Source organism: Aerococcus sp. HMSC23C02, assembly GCF_001806805.1.
Taxonomy (GTDB): domain Bacteria; phylum Bacillota; class Bacilli; order Lactobacillales; family Aerococcaceae; genus Aerococcus; species Aerococcus sanguinicola.
Genome location: NZ_KV786060.1, coordinates 493,505 through 511,695, shown reverse-complemented (window position 1 = coordinate 511,695; position 18,191 = coordinate 493,505). Strand labels below are relative to the sequence as shown.

Sequence of the window (18,191 nt, the reverse complement as noted above, 5' to 3'; positions counted from 1 at the left end):
GCTCGCTAGGCGAGAGACCTTGGCTCGAGCCGATTCCATGGCTCTTCAAGGGCCAAATTCAAAAGCGTAACGGATGCTCAACAATGCTAATTATTTTTCGACTTGCAATGTCCTATCTACGTTTCTTAAAGCTAAAAGCAGAGCCCAGGGCAACTAGACTTAGTCCAAAGCCGAGTGCGCCTGCACTAGCGCCAGTTTTCGGAAGGGTAGAAGCTGCTTTCTTCGAAGCAAGCGAGCGTGAACCTTCTTTAGTCTTAGCTGGATCTTTGACAGCCGCAGATTCTTTGATGGATTCTTGTCGACCTGCAGATGGCTTAGCTTGCCCAGCTTGCGCTTTATCGCTCTTTGAGCTAGTCGCTTGTTGGCTAGCTTGGGCAGCTGTCTGACCAGGATCAATTTGGCCGACTTCCTGGCCTTGGTCTGCTTGACTATCAGTGCTGGTTGGAGTCGCCGGAGCTTCATTTTGGTCAACTTCGCTAGTTGAGCCAGGCTTGGTGCTAGTGCCTGGTTTGACTTCTGAACCTGGTTTAGGTCTTGGTCGGTCGGTCTTGGTTGGGTTTGAGGTCGACCCAGTTCCCGTTGACCCGCCTGTTCCTGTTGGCGTCGTTTCTGGCTGGGCGGCCCGAGCGGTTAACCAATCTTTCGCTTGGAGGGGCCGGTCGACCAGGCGGGTTTCCCCAATCCAACCGATGAAGCCGTGCTCGCCTTGGCCGCCGTAGAAAGACCCACCTAGACGCCAGGGTTGGCCCTTGTCGTCAGCTAGGCCGACGGTGTCTGTGGCATTGCGGAGAACGGGAACGCCGTTGACATACATAGTCAAAGTCTTGGCTTCAGGATCGTTGACCACAGCCAGGTGATACCAGTCGCTCAGGTCGACAATTTCCCCAGACCAGGCCGAGCCTTCTGTCGCTTCAGGGCTCTGTTGGTCGACGAAGGAGAATTGGACTTCGCTCAGGTTGGAGAAGGCCCAGGCGAATGGGGGTTCCTCGCCCTCGGTTCCTACATAACCTGGAATGTTTTGGCGCTGACCTTCGCGTACAAGCCACTGCATCCAATCGTTAACCCCATCTGGATTGTATTCGGGATCGAATTTGATGAAGCTTTCGAAGGTATAGCCGTTTTCAAAGTTTTCCAGGTTGATGGGTGCCCCGTCCTTGGTGCGGAAGTAGGAGGCCCGGTGGTTGGGCTCGTCTGCCGTTGGTCGGTGGTCATTCTTGAAGCGGATGGAACCGGCATTAGAGGATAGGGGATGGTGGTCGCTGGACCAGGTCACATCTTCTAGGACAGCACCTTCGATATTGCCTTCGTTGAGTGGGGCCCGGTAGAAGTTATTGGCAGGATTAGTGATGTCAACTAAAGCCTCGCCCACGCCAACTGCTTGCCCATCTTCACCGGAAATCCGCCAGTGGGCCACGGTGCCTTCCACGACAGGATAGTCTTCTTCCGAAGTCGGACGCTCTTGTTCAACGGCTTGAGGGGCTTGGTAGGTTTCGCTGTAGTAAGTCCGCAGCTGGCTGGAATAGGACGGATCGTCGGGCTGGCCAACCACCAAGTTAGGGAAACGCCCCTTGAAGTCAAGGTCGAAAGTAAAGCTAGCCCCGTCGTCGGTGAGGAAGACTTGGTCATAGCCATTGAGGGTTTCTTTGTCCTTAGTAGGCACCCAAGGGGAGAAGGTGGTCTGGTGGATCTTGCCGTTGGTGAGGTCGAACTCCGTCAGCGCCATGTAGCCGTTCCCGCCCATGTAGGCCATCTGTTGGTCGGTCAGAATCTGGTAGACCGGGTTGCCAAAATTATTGGTTCGCTTGACCCGGGAAGCCCCGTGGTGGTGGCCGTTATAGGTCAGGAAGACCTGGTCGTAAGGAGCGATGAGCCGGTCCCAGATCACTTCACCGAATGGGGTCTTCAGGGCCTGTGAAGTTACCGTATCGTTATTGATCAATTGGTGGGAGACCAGGATGGTAGGAGTGTCAGGATTTTCTTTTAAAACCGCTTCGGCCCAGTCTAATTCAGCCCCCTCAGCGCCCCAGGACAGGCCGAGGACTAAGAAATCTTGGTCGTCCACATTGAAGATATGGTATTCGTGGGCATCGTTCGGCCCTCTGCCTTGGAAGGTGTCGTTCTTTTGGGCCCGTTCACCGGGGAAAACCTCGGTATAGTAGCCGTAGTAAGGACTCTGACCGTTCTCTAGGGGCTGGCCGCCGATATCGTGGTTGCCGGCAATGATCAGGTAAGGCTCCTGGTTGGCTTCGAGGATCCCCATGGCTTCGCTGGCCACCTGCCACTGGGCGGGCTTATTGGCCTGGTCCACCACATCCCCCACGTGCAGGGTCATCGCAATCCCATAGTCATCCGCATGGTCCGCAATCCACTGGGTCTGGGCCGCAAAAGGTTCCGACCCATAAGCCGCATTAAATTGGTCCCCCTCAGCCTCTGTCGCATAGCGGGAATAGAACTGGGTATCCGGTAAAATTGCCAGCGAAAAACGCGCCCCCGGCTCTTCCCCAGCCTCAACCGTCGTTGGAATCTCAGTCTCCTTAACCGGTGTCACCACCTGCTCAAAGGTCAGATCCTGGTCCACAATCTGCTCCCTGGAATCCGTCGCTGAAGAGATGTTCTCTTGGGTCTTGAGCGGCGCCTCCTGAGCAATCTGGTCAGAAAGCTTAATCCCAGCTTGGTCAGCAGCCGCCCGCTCAACCGTCTGTGGCTGGCTTATTTCAGCATTCTCCGCAGCCGCCACCGACACCTGGCCCGCACTCACAAATGCACACAGCGCAGCCGACGAAAATAAAAGATGCTTACCAACAGCTAATTTCTTCATAATCTAAACCTCCGTATCATTAATCAACTACTACCCTCAATTATAGCGAGCGGATGTTTAGAATATGTAAAAGTCTTGTGTGGCTTGTGTAAAGGGAGAGATACAATAAAACTAAGCTGCCTAGTCAAATCTTATAGAAGAGTTTCTCTTGAAAGGAGAAATAACTGCAAGTATGCTATCTAGAATAGGATTTGTTATAATGAGAATGATTTTAAAATTATAGTCTAGGTGAGTAATTCAATAATCTCTAGAAAAATCTGTAAAAGATTGTTAAATGACCAAGTCTATCTCTAGAAACGATCTGGAGAATGTTGTAAATTAACTGAATCTATCTGTAGAATTAAGTATCTAATTTTTAAATAAGGGGATGTATTGATGGAAGTCTCAGAATTTTACGATTTAATTTCGAATGGTGAAAATGATAGAGTAGATTATAAATTGCAATGGTATACAAAAGAAAAGAAGATTGATTTAATAATCGATATCTTGAATTTCGTCAATACAGTCCATCATGAAGATTGTTATATAATTATCGGGATAAAAGATGATTCGAGAGAAGTTATTGGAGTAGATATCTATGATGAAAATCGATTGCAGTCAGAACAAATCACTGATCAGTTAAGAAGCTTGTCTTTATCTGGAAATTATATCCCAGAAATTGAAGTGTCTTCTATTGAAGTCAAAGATAAAATTTGTGACATCATTACGATATATAATACTAATCATACCCCTGTTTATTTATTGGAAGACCGCCGTTGGGGAAAGAAGAATATAGGGGCGGGCCAGATATTCTCGCGAAATCAAGGCTCGAATACGCCGATTGATCGAACGGCTCCAGATTATATAGTTGAAAAACTATGGGCCAAAAGATTTCATTTAGATAGAGATATTAAAGATCGCTATAACGAAGTTTTAAAAGATTATAATAATTGGACATTTGTCGATAGTTTTAATGGAAATCCAGCAAGATTTATCTATAATTTAGATCCAAATTTTTATATTGATTTATTGGGAGATGAATTAGGAAGAGATCAGTTTCAACCTATAAGCTTAAACGCTCTTAGGTTGAATGTCTCTTGGGAAATGGCTAGTCTTAAATATAATCATTTGGAAATTGACTCTGAATGGATTTTTTGGATGGATGATACTCGCTTTCTTCAGGTTTGTCCTTCACCAGGGCATATTTCAGATTATATTTCTAGAGATTGTGGTCTTTTAAGCTATGAATACTATATCGATAATAGCATAGCGTATAATCTGAATGAGCTACTTTGGAAGTGTCCATCATCTCTAAATCGCCATTACTTACATGAACAAAAAGATAGAGTGATGAAATCAGTTGTCGTATATGCTGATCTTGAAGAAAAGAAAAAGATAGAAAATGAAATTTTAGAACATTTTAATCTTCCTAGTGATATTGAAGCAACAGAAAAAGAGATTGAATTAGTTGAAGCTCGAATAAAAACTGATATTTGGAATCCTGATACAGAGTATAGACTAGCTAAAGACTATAAAGAGCAGAACAATTTAGGGAGACTGATAAATAGTTATATGAGACAAAAGTCTTAAGGTTGCAGAGAAAAACAAAGGAGAAATATATGAATGAAATATCTTTTTTATTAACAGCTCCACTTGAGGATATTCTCAGTTCTGTACTTATAAATGAAGAGCTTATATTATTCGACTACACTGACAAACACCAAAATTCCTCTTTGTCAAATGGACGGTCTACTGGAAAATATATGATCAATAGTATAATGGATTTTCCTAAAACGTTCTTTATAAATAAAAAAATATTAGATAAAGAATATGTCAAAAGTAGCTATATACTATCTTTAGATTCGAATGTGCTTGGCGATTTAAAAAATTGCTTCGTGAAAGAAAATGAAAATTCTGACTTATTATCAATGATAGCATTGGCAAAGAAAAATAATATGAGATTGGACTTTAATCCATATGTATTAGAAAATACTCTTAATAATTATTATTTTGAAGATGAAATATTATATAAACATATCGAGGCTTTTAATACGGCAGATTCATTTGATCCCGTACATGATGATAGCTTACAAGATGCCTATGAAAGAAATCAAGATTGGATATCATTTGAGTCACAAAATAAGTACGATGAAATAAAAAGCAATTACAATTCTAGTAATCTAAATCAGATTCTTAATTATTATCATAATACTTATATTCTTTTGTTAAAAACCTTTTTAATAAAATTTGATTCTAAAATTAAATCAAACAATAAGAAAATAGATGTATTAATTGACTTTATTACGAGTAACTTAAGGATATATGGTGAGAACGAATTCGTTATTGCTGTATTTGGAATTAGGAATAATAAGACACTATCTAATTTTTTGACAGTACAGCCTAATTCAAAAGATAAAATAAATAAAATTAGAGGTATGGCTTGGGATTTAGCACATATAAGATATTTAGAAATGATGATGAGAGATCGAATTGCTCCTGATAATATATTCCTAGCTTATTTCTTATCAGCAGATAAAGGGTTATCTCAAACTATTAATCTCAATCCAGTCCAACGTATTTTATTTGAAGTTTCAGATAAGGGAAAGAGGGCAATCTTTAGAAGAAAATATAATACTGAGAATATTAGTCTCAGTAGACAACAAATTGATAAAATAAGAGAATGGCGCTTTACTCAGAAAGCTCAGCTAACTGTCTCAGAATATAAAAATCTTTCATCAGAATTAGAAGAACAAATGAAGTTTTATAATTAAAGGAGCTATAACATGACAAACCAAGTCCCTAGTGGATCGCTGGATCTTACCCAGAATAATATCGAAAAGTTAAAAGAACTTTTTCCAGAAGTTATTACAGATGGTGGAAAGATCGATTTTGAAACTTTGCAAACCATTCTAGGTGAAGAAATTGACGATGAAGGGGAACGCTATTCCTTTACTTGGCCAGGTAAGCGTGAATCTATCCTAGGATCACAGCTTCCTTCTAAGGGGACATTACGGCCTAATGTTGACAAGAGTAAGGATTTTGACCATACTGGAAATTTATATATTGAAGGAGATAACCTAGAAGTTTTAAAACTCTTGCAAAAATCTTATAACAGTAAGGTGAAAGTGATTTATATTGATCCACCTTACAACACCGGAAAAGATTTCGTCTATAAGGATGATTTTCGCGAGGGGGTAGAAAACTACCTTGAGCAGACAGGGCAAGTGGACTCGGATGGCAATCTACTTTCTACTAATTCTGAAAGCAATGGTCGTTTTCATACAGATTGGTTAAATATGATGTATCCACGTTTACGATTAGCTAGAAATCTTCTAGCTGAAGACGGAGTTATTTTTATATCAATTGATGATGGAGAAGTAGCAAATTTAAAAAAAGTTTGTTCAGAAATATTTGGAGAAAAAAATTTCCTTGCTCAAGTGATTTGGGAAAGGGCTTACGCTCCAGTTAATTTAAAGAAAAACTTTTCTGAAAGTCACGATTTCATTTTAGTATATGGAAAGAATACTGATGGCTTAGAATCAAATGGAATAGCTAGATCAGACAGGCAAATTGATAGCTATATAAATCCTGATAATGATCCAAGAGGGATTTATAAACCAGACAATTTCACGGTTGGACCAGCAGTTGAAAAGAATATTTATGAAATTACAACACCATCGGGGAGAGTAGTTTTACCTCCTAATGGCTATTCATGGCGTTTCTCTAAAGAACGGTTTAATGAGTTATTGAGTGACAATCGAGTTTGGTTTGGTAAGGATGGCAATAATGTCCCAGCATATAAAAGATTTCTTTCGGAAGTTAAATCAGGCGTAACTCCTATGACTATTTGGAAATATGATGATGTTGGACACTCTCAAAGTGCAACTAAATATTTGAGAAACTTGATGGATGGGAAAGCATATTTTGACTACCCTAAACCAGTTGATTTAATTAAACGTTGCATTGAACTATATTCTGAACCTGATTCAATTGTTCTAGATTTCTTTGCTGGTTCTGCGACGACGGCAGAAGCTGTAATGAAGAAAAATGCTGAAGATAGTGGGAGTCGTAAATATATTATGGTGCAATTGCCTGAAGTTCTTGAGGAATCCTCGACTGCCTATAAGGATGGCTATCGAAATCTTACTGATATAGCTGTTGAACGTATCCGCCGCGCTGGTGACAAGATAATTGATGAAAATCCAGAACTAGCTGACACTTTGGATATTGGTTTCAAATACTTTCAACTCGATAAGTCCAACATTCAAGAATGGAATCCAGATTTTGAGGATTTAGAAAATGACAAGGTAAATTTATTTGAAGATGTTTTTGTAGAGGGACGATCTGAATTAGATATTGTCTACGAAATCATGTTGAAGAATGGCTTGGAGTTGATTTTACCTATAACTACTTTTGAAATTGAGGGTAAGATAGTTTATGACATTGCTTATGGATCACAGTTTATCTGCTTAGCTCATGGGATCGATTTGGCTGTAGCTGAAGGGATTATTACTAAGCGAGATGATTATGATTCACAGCTAATTTCAGGTGTTGTGTTTAAAGATAAAGGCTTTAAAGGTAACGATGCGATGAAGTTGAACGTCATCCAAGCCTTGGTTGATGCGGATTTCGCCGAAGAAGCTATTCAAACGATTTAGGAGGTAGAACATGAAAATTCAATTTGAAGACTTGGACTACCAAGGACAGGCGATTGATTCCATTCTTCATGTTTTTGATGGGCACAAGGCTCGGCAATCAAACTTTACGATTGGGGGAAGCTATGCTCAATACCATCTTTTAAATGAATATGGGGTTAGCAATCAGATTATTTTTAATCCTAATCGTTTGCTTGATAACGTGCAACAAGTCCAGATTGCCAACCAGCTTCCTCTAACAGAACACCTACCTGCTGGCTATCCTCAGTTTAATATTGAAATGGAAACAGGGACGGGGAAGACCTTTGTCTATTTGAAGTCTATCCTAGAAATGAATCAGAAATATGGCTTTACTAAGTTTATTATTGTCGTCCCTTCTATTGCGATAAAGGAGGGGGTCTTTAAGTCAATTGAGATGACACGTGAGACCTTCAAGAAGACAATGAATGGGATGGTCTACCGCGCTTTCATGTATGATTCAAGTAAATTAGAGAATGTAGATGGATTCGCTCGAAATGAGACGGTAGAGATTATGGTGATTAATATCCAGTCCTTCTCTAAGCGCGGAAAGGCGACTGATAATCTAAATATTATCTATCGAGACGATATGGATAGTATGAATGGAATCCGTCCAATTGATCTGATTGCAGAGACCAATCCAGTTGTTATTATTGATGAGCCCCAAAGTGTGGATAATACGGAAAATGCTAAGGAGGCGATTGCCGCTCTGAATCCTTCTGTTACCTTTCGTTTTTCAGCCACTCACAAGCAAGAGTTTCCTTTGCTTTACAAACTAGGCCCTGTGGAAGCCTACCAAAAAGAATTGGTTAAACAAATAGAGGTCGCTGGTTTTAGCGAAGATATCGATCCAAATGAAGCTTATTTTAAACTAGTCGACATCAAGGCAACGAAGAAGACAATTAGTGCCACAGTAGAAATGAATGTGCGGACCAAGAACGGTGTTGAGCGTAAGCAGAATGTTAAACTCAAGCAAGATGACGACCTCTACCTCAAGTCTAAACGCCTAGAGCCCTATGAGTCACTCGGTTTTGTACGAGAAATTTCAGCAGAACCAGGTAATGAATATATCGAATTATCTGGCGGAAAGGAAATCTATCGACTATCTGAAGCTGAGCGAGATGACCGGTTGCTTAAGCGGGCTCAGATCCAGAAGACCATCGAAGAACACCTCGATAAAGAATTAAAATTAAATCCAAAGGGAATTAAAGTTCTAAGCCTCTTCTTTATTGACCAGGTAGATAAGTATCGTCAGTATGATGAGAACAATGAAGCGATTAAGGGAGAATATGCCCGAATTTTTGAAGAAGAGTACCAAGCTCTGATTAAAAGAGAGAAGTACCAGAGCTTGAGAGATCGTGAAGTGCCAGTAGAAGAGGTTCATGATGGTTACTTTGCGGTGGATAGTAAGCAAAAGATTAAGAACACAACAGGGACCTCTAAAGCAGATGAATCTGCCTATCAAATTATCATGAAAGATAAGGAAGATCTACTCACCTTCTACGATGAAGAAAAAGGGAATACAAAGCGTGCAAATAAATTACGCTTTATCTTCTCGCACTCAGCTTTGAAGGAAGGCTGGGATAATCCAAATGTCTTTCAAATTTGTACTTTAGTGGAAACTAAAGATACATTGACAAAACGGCAAAAGATTGGTCGCGGTTTACGGATTGCAGTCAACCAAGAAGGTGAACGCGTACCAGGTTTTGAGACCAATGTTCTTACTGTAATGGCTAATGAAAGCTACCAGCAGTTTGCTACTGATTTGCAGCAAGAATATGAAAGCGAAGGGGTTCAATTCGGTCTCTTTACCGATAATATTTTCTCTTCTTTAATTGTGGGAGAGCGTGCTGACGGAACTAAGAGCGCTTTAGGACTAGAAAAATCTCGACTCCTCGTCCAGTATATGCAAGATGAGGGTTACATCGATAAGAAACGCAAAGGAACAGAGAAATTAGCCCAAGATCTTAAGGACCAAAGTTTCAAGGTTCCAGAAGAAATTGCCCAATTAGCTCTAGGCATGTCTAATCGAATTATTCAGGCCATTGAAGAGAAGTTCCATTCTGATAAGGTTGAAATTAAAGACCGGCGAACACGAGTTTCTGTTAAACTGAATAAGCAAGCACTAACAGGCCCCTTCCTCGATTTGTGGGAACGCATTAATGAGAAAACACGTTATTCTATTTCATTTGATTCCAAACGTTTCATTGAAGAAGTATCCAATGAATTATCGCTTGAGTTACAAGTGAAACGTCGCCGAATCGACTATTCGAAAGCTCAAGTTGGCATTGCTGAAGCAGGAATTGATTTCGTTGAAGAAGAATCAGGGGCTTATTCTAGCGTAGACAAGGTGTACACAGAAGTCCCTGATATTTTGACTTATCTTCAGAATGAAACACGGTTGACGCGGCAAACGATTATTAAGATCCTTAAGAAAAGTGATACCTTGCGTGATTTCAAGCGGAACCCTCAGGAATATATGACAGAAGTAGCACGTATCATTAACGCTCATAAGCGAGTAGTAATGGTCGATGGCATTAAATATGAAAAAATAGGCGAGACCTACGATCAAAGCTTGCTAGAAGCAGATGAAATCGACCAATACGCCGATAATACATTGGAAGTGCACGATGATCGCTATCCTTATAATTATGTTGTTTATGATTCAGAGACAGAGCGCAATTTTGCCGTGGAATGTGAGCATGATAGAAATGTGAAGTGCTACATCAAATTGCCAAGTAACTTCAAAGTTCCGACACCACTGGGCAACTACAATCCCGATTGGGCAGTCTTGATAGAGCAGGATAAAGAAGATAAACTGTACTTTGTAGTTGAAACCAAGGGAACAACTGACACTACTCAGTTGCGGTCAACCGAACAAGCTAAGATTAAGTGTGGTCGCAAGCATTTTGATGCGATCGATTCAGGTTTAGCCTTTAAGGTGTCTACGAATTTGCGGGATGTTTATTAATTAGACTCTTAAATATAGCGATTTTAGATTGTCTTTTACTTACATCACAGATGATCTTTACATACTGATAATAAAAAATAAGAACCGTTCAAATGATCTCTAACGAGAGGTGTTCGTACGGTTCTTATTTTTTGTAAGTTATTTGAGACTTGCTTTAGTATTAGTAACTCTCAAATGTTAAATAATGCTGTTTGATATCATCTAATATTTTAAATAACTTAATGAAGTTATCGAAATTTATAGTCTCTCTATTTTCTTCTACAGCTTCTGAAAAAGGAGCCTTTCGATCCCTAGAAAAGGATAAACGTTTTTTATCTTCCTCCGTAAATAAATCTTCAATTTCAAAAGCATTAGGATTCTTTTGGGGACTAGGAATGGTTGTCAGATATAGATTTCCGACTAAATGTAAAAAATTAGTAGATTGTAATAATTCATAGGGGGGTTGATAATTACCACCCGTGTAAATGGCTTTTAAGAATTTTTTTAAAGGTTTATTGCTACTGTTCTCATTATCTAAGAGAATAACTACTGGATGATGGTTGAAGGGATGACCGTATTTTCGAAAATAATGATAAAAATGAGGAGACACCTTAGATAATCCTATATTAATTTCGCAGTCCTCTACTATTCCTTTTCCAAAAGTTATCTGCGAAGTATATTGGAAAAAGAGTTTAGAAATCTCATCTCCGCCTTCGCCTGTTTTATTATCACTCTTTGAATTCAAAAAATATGTAGTTATTGAATTGTTCTTTTTAAACAGTTTATAGTCGAATTTATTGACTACTTCAATATCCCGAGGTAGTAAAGATTTGTATGCTGAGTCAATATATGAAAAATCAGTCTTACCTTCAGTAATTAATAAGGGTGTAGCGTTGACATAGAATGTTTTATAAAATAGAAATTTAGAGAAATCTTTTTCTCGTTTCGAATAAGTTCTTAAAGACTTGTTATTTTGTGCAAATTGATTATTTTGTAATTTAAGATTATCAATCCAATTCGAAAAATTAAATCTACCAGTTAGGATCTCTAAGGTTTTTTCATTCTCGTTAATATTATAGACATTATCGCCTATGAAATATTCCCCTTTAGTGTATAAATTATGGGCCATTGCACGAGTTTTAGAACTATAAGTTCTAGGGACATTTACTATTTTGTTAACAGAAAGTCCAGTTATTGTCTGCCTATTATTATAGGTAAGAAAATGTGTCTTGTCTTGATTAATTTCGTGCCCACAAGCTTTGACGATTCGATCTAATTCAATCAAAAATTCACCATATTTATCACTGAAAGTATTATCGTTTGTTGAAAAGGTTAGGTCATCTGCATAGCGGGTATACTTTAATTTATATTTTTGACATAAGGATAATATGCGGCGATCAAGTATTGCAGTAATCATATTTGCGATTGTAGGAGAAGTAGGAGCGCCCTGTGGCAAAACTTTTTTATAGCAAGTTAATTGTGCTAAAACAGTTGCCATTTCCTTAGAAAGATTGAATCGCTTATCCTTTTCAAAAAAACCTCTTACTCTACCAAAATGGAAATGATCAAAATAGTCTTCTAAGTCTATATTAAGAATATATTTTTTATTTCTATGTTGAGAAGCATTCGTAAAAATATTCTTTTTTCTCACGAAACCATGTGAAATTTGCTTTTCAGCTTCTCTAAAAGCGAATGCCTTTAAATAATATTGGCTAAGAAGATCATTTAATTTCCTTAGAACTATTTTTAAAGAATCGTTTGGAGCAGCAATTGTTCTTGTAGCGCCACCCCTTTTTTTCTCTAACTCAAAGGTATGATATTGGGTATTAACATTTTGGGTGGGAGAGTAGAGTAAGCGTGTTAATATTTGTAATTCAATTTCAAGTAAATTAGCTAATTCAGTTCTTGTTGTAAAATTATTAATTTGTAAGTTCATATCTAATCCTTAATAAAAATAAGTGCATGATATCTCATTAGAACGATATGTCGATAGTCGATATTGACTAAATGAGTGTACGCAGACTAGGCCTGCCTACATCAGCAAAAAGATACGCGAATCACGCACCAAAACAAATTCATATCATGCACTTGAAATATTATATCATAAATATAAAGGCATAATTTATCAGATTGCAGGAAACCTTTTTTTAAAATTCTAGGCACTGTTATTAACCAAGCAAGCCCTACCAGCTTGCTTTTTTTGACGTTAAAATCTCCCCCACCCCCATTTCCAACCACCCTTGACCGGAAATAACTTATTATTTATAAGTGGTTTTGTTTGCCTCTGTCAGGGCGATCTTTTATAATAAGATAGCTAACAAATTGTAAGTGATTTGGCCGCTGTTTGTGGGCGAAGTTGCTGCTGTGATTTCTGCGACGATGAGGAGGTTCGTTATGAGAAAGTTTCTTGCTGTTGTATCTCTTGTGCTGACGCTGGGGTTGATTGGGGCTTGTTCGGCCCGGGTGAATGATTCGAGCCAGGCTAACCGCCGCGAGGATACCTTTATTTATGCGATTGCGGGGGATCCAATCTCCATGAATCCTCTGTCAACGTCCGACCGCTGGGGCTTGACGGTGACCAATATGATCTTCTCGCCCTTGGCCCGGATGGATGCGGAGGGGAACTTGGAGATGGAATTGGCGGAGTCGGTCGACCAGTCTGAGGACGGGAAGACGGTGACGGTGACCCTGCGCCCGGATGCCAAGTTCTCGGACGGGAAACCGGTGACGGCGGAGGATGTGGTCTTTACCTATGAGACGATGTTGGATCCTGCTAACGGCCAGGCCGATAAGTTTATGGTGGGTGGCAAGCCTATCCAGATTGAACAAGTGGATGGGCGGACGGTGCGCTTTGTGGCGCCTCAGTCTTCTGGTGCCTTGGTGAATAATATTGTCTTTGAGAATTATATCTTGCCCAAGCATGTCTACCAGGATGTGGAGGATTTTTCCGGCAACCAGATCAAGGGCGTTGATCCGGTGGGCAGTGGCCCTTACCAATTAGTCTCTTATGATCAGGGTCAGGATTTCCGTTTTAAGGCCAATCCCCACTACTACAAGGGCAAGGCCAATATTGACAAGGTCATCTTCCAGATTATCAAGAATGCCCAGACCACCAAGGCGGCTCTCTTGAGTGGGGAGATCGACGCCAGCCTCTTGGAACCCCTGGATGTGCTCGCTCTTGATTCCGACGATATCGCCCTCTACCCTTATTCGGAAGGTCGGGTGGGCTATATTGGCTTTAATACCAATACCATCGATAATGAGGACTTCCGCAAGGCTATCTTCTATGCCTTGGACCGCGAAGAGATCAACCAGGCAGCTTATTTCGATGAGGCTTACTACAGCTCTGCCCATTCCATCCTGCCGCCGTCCAATCCTTATTATTATGAGGAGATTGACAAGTACCATACCGACCTGGATAAGGCCAAGGCCTACCTGGACCAGTCGGGAGTTGAAGATCCCCTCGTCCGCTTGGCTTACAATGGCGAGAGCCAGCTGGAGCAGACCATTGTGACCATGGTCCAAGAACAATTGGGCAAGCTGGGCATTGAAACCGAGCTCAAGCCCATGGATTCTGCGGCCCTGTCTGCGGCTAACCACGATCCTGAGAGTACGGATTATGAGCTCTTTATTGGGGGCTATATCATGGGGCTGGATCCCTCTGCCTATGCGCCTTTCTATACTTCTGGCGGGTCTAAGAACTACTTCAAATTCTCGACCCCTGAAGCTGACCGCCTCTTCCAGGCGGGAGAGGTGGAAGTAGACCCTGACCGCCGCAAGGAGATCTACAACCAGGCTCAGTCGGAAGTGATGTCCAATGCCATCTTCTACCCTTATGTGGATAATAAGAAGATTATGGCGGTGAACAAGCGGATCGGTGGGGTGGAAGAGGCGAACCTGGTCCCTATCTACCAATTCGGCGACGCGTCCCAGCTCGAGATCCAGACGACAAAGGAGGGTTCTCATGATTAAGTATGCACTGAAACGAATCCTACAGGCGATTCCCTTACTCTTACTGATTAGTTTGATTGTTTTTGCCTTGATTTACCTGGCGCCTTTTGATGCCATTGATGCGATCACGACGCCCAATATGACCGAGGCCCAGGTCGAGATTATCCGCGAGCAGAATGGGCTCAATGATCCCTTCATCATCCAATACTTGACCTGGCTCAAAAATGTCCTCCAAGGCGACTTCGGTTACTCCCTGATTAACCAGCAGGAGATTGCTAGCCAGCTGACGGAACGGATTCCCAATACCTTGATTCTGATGCTGCCGGCCTATGCCATTGGCTCTCTGATCGCTTTCTTCTCCGGCCTCTTCGCGGGTGCCAACAAGGACCAGGCAGGGGACCGGGCGGTGGACTTACTGGCTTCTCTGGGCTTGGCTGTGCCGACGTTCTGGTTGGGACTCTTGGTCATTTACTTCTTCTCCCTCAAGTGGCCGCTCTTCCCAACCACGGGCATGTATAGTCTGGGGTCAGAGGGGGACCTCTTGAATCTCCTCCACCATGCCATCTTGCCGGGCGGGGTCCTGATTGTGGCGGTGACGCCTAACTTGACCCGCTATGTGCGCTCGGCGGCTCTGAGTCAAGTGGACGCCAACTACATCACGGTCCAGCGGTCACTAGGGGCTTCCAAGCGGGAGATTTTCTTCCACCATGTGAGTCGGAATGTCCTCCTGCCCTTGGTGACCCTCCTCGGCCAGTCTCTGCCTTCTTTAGTGACAGGGGCGGTGGTGACGGAGTCGATCTTCCAATGGCCAGGCGTGGGCTCTTACTTTGTGGAAGGGGCCAAGCAGTTGGACTATCCGGTTGTTATGGCTGTCCTTCTCTTGACCGCTAGCCTGACTATCCTCGGCAACCTCTTGGCGGACCTCTTGTACTACAAGGTGGACCCACGGATTAGATTGGAGGTAAATTCATGATCGCAAAGATTCAACGTATGTTAAGGCTCAAACCCTATTACTGGCTATTTGTGATTTTTCTTTTAGTCTTGGGCATTTTGGCCCTGCTCGCCCCGCTCTTTCCCTTTGACCCGGTGGCGACGGATATTCCCAACCGCTTGCAGGCTCCCCAGTGGGCCCACCCCTTCGGAACGGACGAATTGGGCCGGGATTATTTTAGCCGGATCCTCTACGGGGCCCGGGTCTCTCTCTTGGTTGGCCTAGCCAGCATGGTTATGGCGACTTTGATTGGGAGTTTGATCGGTTTTCTTTCGGCCTATATTGGCGGGACCCTGGACGCGGTCTTGATGCGCTTGATTGACCTGATTTCGTCTGTACCTTCTTTGGTTTTGACCACGGTCTTGGCCGCCCTCTTGAAGCCGGGGCTCTTGACCATTATCATTATTATTTCTTTCTTTACCTGGATGTCTATTGCCCGCTTGGTTCGGGCGGAGAGTCTGTCGCTCAAGGAGCGGGACTATGTTAAGTACGCCCAATTCCTAGGCTTTAAGCCCTTGACCATTATCCGCCGCCATATCCTGCCCCAGGTCTTCCCGACCATTATTGTAGGGGCAACTTCGGTGGTGGCTTCGGCCATTATGATGGAGTCGACCCTGTCCTTCCTGGGTCTTGGCATCCAGCCCCCGCAGTCATCCTGGGGGTCCCTCTTGCAGAATGCCCAGTCCTACCTGCAGCTGGCCCCTTACATGGCCATCCTGCCGGGTCTCTTGATTATCTTAACCATTGTGTCCTTTAATGGTCTGGGCAATTTAATCCGTGATAGTTATGACTTGGAGGAGCGATAATATGGCCAATGAAGCATTAGAAATTCAAGAATTAACCGTCGTGAGCCAGCCCCGCTTTAAGCCCGACCAGGAATTGATCCACCGGGTGTCGACCAGCTTTAGCCAGGGACGGATTACGGGCCTGGTCGGCGAATCAGGTTCGGGGAAAACCATGCTGATGAAGGCCGTGATGCAGCTTTTGCCCCAGCGGGTGTCCGTGAGCCAAGGGGAGATTCGCTGGCAGGGGCAAGTTCTAGCAGAAGGCGATCCTTTGCCCTTCAGTATGATCTTCCAAGATCCCCTGTCTTCTCTGAACTCCCTGCGGACCGTCGCCTACCATCTGAATGAAGTCATTGAGCGCTTCTACGACTTGGACCAGGCTGGCCGGCAAGACTTGATGCTGGATTATTTGGATAAGGTGGGGATTGCCAAGGGACGCCAGGTCCTGGACCTCTACCCCCATGAGCTGTCGGGTGGGATGATTCAGCGGATCATGATCTGCCTGGCCCTGCTCAAGCGGCCTCAGATCTTGATTGCGGATGAACCGACAACGGCTCTGGACGTGACCATCCAGGCCCAGATCCTAGATATCCTCAAGCGATTGAACCAGGAGGAAGGCCTGACCATTATCTTTGTCTCCCACGACTTGGCGGTTATCCGCGAGCTCTGCCATGAGGTCAAGGTCATGTATGACGGGAAAATTGTGGAGGAAGCGCCCGTGGCCCATCTCTTCGACCACCCGGCCCATCCTTATACCCAGGAACTGATCCGGTCGGTCCCAGCCGGCCAGCACAAGGAACGCCTCCACGAGATGCAGCCCGTTCACTTAAGCCAGGCAGACAAGGCCCAGAGCCAACTCCGGGTTATTTCCGACGCACACAAGGTCTTAGGAGGTGTTGACACATGGACGAACGCTTAATCGAAGTGAGGGACTTGGACAAGGTCTACCAAGCCAAGTCTTTCTTCAAGACGAGTGGCCAAGCGAACTTCGCAAATCAAGGGATTAACATCGATATCTACCAGGGCGAGGTCCTCGGTTTGGTCGGCGAATCGGGATCCGGCAAGTCGACGCTCGGTCGCTTATTGTTGGGCTTTGAAAAATCGACATCTGGTCAGATTAATTATTTCCCTGACCAGGAGGGGAGTCAGGCCGACTTCAGCCCCCAGATCGTCTTCCAGAATAACCTAGCAGCCATGAATCCCCAGCTCTCCGTCCTCGATGTGGTGGCCGAACCCTTGCTCCGCAGCCAGTCCAAGGCAGAAGCTAGGGAAGCAGCCAAGACTTATCTGAACCAGGTGGGAATTCCCGAGGACAAGTGGACCCACCGTCCGCGCTCCTTCTCCGGCGGCCAGCTCCAGCGGGTCAATATCGCCCGAGCCTTGGCCGACCAGCCCAACTTCATCGTCCTGGATGAGCCCGTCTCGGCCCTGGATGTGTCCGTCCAGGCCTCTATCATCAATCTCTTGATGGACCTCCAGGAAGATCACCAACTGACCTATCTCTTCATCACCCACGACCTGTCCATCGCCCGGGTCATCTCAGACCGGATTGCCGTGATGAAGGAAGGCCACTTGGTTGAAGTCCAAGCCACCGAAGCCTTATTTGAAAATCCCCAAGAGGCCTATACGCGAGACTTACTCGCAGCCATTCCGTCTCTGAAAGTATAGGGTGTGAGGGCTGGCGGTTAGCTTTCCTTCACTGGAGCAAGTCGCCAGAGCAGTCTGCAAGACTGCGACGAAGACTTGTGAAGTGACACGAAAGCTACCAGCCCGAACCCGACTGTATAGGGTGTGAGACTGTGAAAAGATTGGGAATTTGGAGCGCAGCAGTTATCAGAATTGATGTTTGGACTGATTTTTTAAAATAATGATTCTTTATTTTAGTACAGTGACTAGCAATTAAAGAAGAATTTATATACCAAATAGATTCGAGCAGTAGTGGAGCGTTGAAGTTGGGCCTTAGCCATGACTAAGCAAGCGTTGTGAATTACGGATAGTAGGCTGTAGCCGTACTAGCCGTTTGAAGCACGCTAGGCGAGAGACC

11 protein-coding genes are annotated in these 18,191 nt (G+C 43.5%); 9 read left to right on the top strand and 2 right to left on the bottom strand.

The genetic code is table 11. The features are described 5' to 3' along the window. Positions 1–112: 112 nt before the first annotated feature. Positions 113–2,818, bottom strand: a complete 2,706-nt coding sequence (locus tag HMPREF3090_RS08990; protein ID WP_067974210.1) for a LamG-like jellyroll fold domain-containing protein — start codon at positions 2,816–2,818, stop codon at positions 113–115. A 375-nt stretch (positions 2,819–3,193) separates the two neighbouring features. Here HMPREF3090_RS08990 and HMPREF3090_RS08985 point away from each other — a divergent pair, with 375 nt between their 5' ends. Genes HMPREF3090_RS08985 through HMPREF3090_RS08970 form a run of 4 tightly spaced genes read left to right on the top strand, consistent with a single transcriptional unit; the run spans position 3,194 to position 10,441 of the window. Beyond that, positions 3,194–4,387 (top strand): AlbA family DNA-binding domain-containing protein, encoded by a 1,194-nt coding sequence (locus HMPREF3090_RS08985; RefSeq protein WP_067974213.1) that lies wholly within the window; start codon positions 3,194–3,196, stop codon positions 4,385–4,387. A gap of 29 nt (positions 4,388–4,416) precedes the next feature. Next, the gene (locus tag HMPREF3090_RS08980; protein WP_070486495.1) at positions 4,417–5,568 is read left to right on the top strand and encodes a hypothetical protein; all 1,152 of its coding nucleotides are present in this window, start codon (positions 4,417–4,419) and stop codon (positions 5,566–5,568) included. A 12-nt stretch (positions 5,569–5,580) separates the two neighbouring features. Then, on the top strand, positions 5,581–7,455 hold the full coding sequence (locus tag HMPREF3090_RS08975) for a site-specific DNA-methyltransferase (RefSeq protein WP_067974220.1): 1,875 nt from the start codon (positions 5,581–5,583) through the stop codon (positions 7,453–7,455). Between the two features lie 10 nt (positions 7,456–7,465). After that, positions 7,466–10,441: a type III restriction-modification system endonuclease gene (locus HMPREF3090_RS08970; protein ID WP_067974223.1), complete on the top strand. Its 2,976-nt coding sequence runs from the start codon at positions 7,466–7,468 to the stop codon at positions 10,439–10,441. Between the two features lie 160 nt (positions 10,442–10,601). Here HMPREF3090_RS08970 and HMPREF3090_RS08965 read toward each other — a convergent pair whose 3' ends face one another. After that, complete coding sequence (locus tag HMPREF3090_RS08965) at positions 10,602–12,356, bottom strand: retron Ec67 family RNA-directed DNA polymerase/endonuclease (RefSeq protein WP_067974226.1); 1,755 nt, start codon at positions 12,354–12,356, stop codon at positions 10,602–10,604. A gap of 458 nt (positions 12,357–12,814) precedes the next feature. On the opposite strand from HMPREF3090_RS08965, the gene HMPREF3090_RS08960 reads away from it, so the two are divergent. Genes HMPREF3090_RS08960 through HMPREF3090_RS08940 form a run of 5 tightly spaced genes read left to right on the top strand, consistent with a single transcriptional unit; the run spans position 12,815 to position 17,815 of the window. Continuing rightward, on the top strand, positions 12,815–14,392 hold the full coding sequence (locus HMPREF3090_RS08960; protein ID WP_067974229.1) for an ABC transporter substrate-binding protein: 1,578 nt from the start codon (positions 12,815–12,817) through the stop codon (positions 14,390–14,392). Then, positions 14,385–15,344, top strand: coding sequence for an ABC transporter permease (locus tag HMPREF3090_RS08955; protein WP_067974232.1), 960 nt, complete (start codon positions 14,385–14,387; stop codon positions 15,342–15,344). The genes HMPREF3090_RS08960 and HMPREF3090_RS08955 overlap by 8 nt, the downstream gene beginning before the upstream one ends. Next, positions 15,341–16,168 carry an ABC transporter permease gene (locus HMPREF3090_RS08950; RefSeq protein ID WP_101603587.1) on the top strand — a complete coding sequence of 276 codons (828 nt, stop codon included), beginning with the start codon at positions 15,341–15,343 and terminating at the stop codon, positions 16,166–16,168. The genes HMPREF3090_RS08955 and HMPREF3090_RS08950 overlap by 4 nt, the downstream gene beginning before the upstream one ends. Before the next feature lies 1 nt (position 16,169). Beyond that, entirely contained in the window at positions 16,170–17,066 is an 897-nt protein-coding gene (locus HMPREF3090_RS08945) for an ABC transporter ATP-binding protein (protein WP_067974234.1), read from the top strand. Then, on the top strand, positions 17,051–17,815 hold the full coding sequence (locus tag HMPREF3090_RS08940; RefSeq protein WP_067974239.1) for an ATP-binding cassette domain-containing protein: 765 nt from the start codon (positions 17,051–17,053) through the stop codon (positions 17,813–17,815). The genes HMPREF3090_RS08945 and HMPREF3090_RS08940 overlap by 16 nt, the downstream gene beginning before the upstream one ends. The last annotated feature ends 376 nt before the right edge of the window (positions 17,816–18,191 follow it).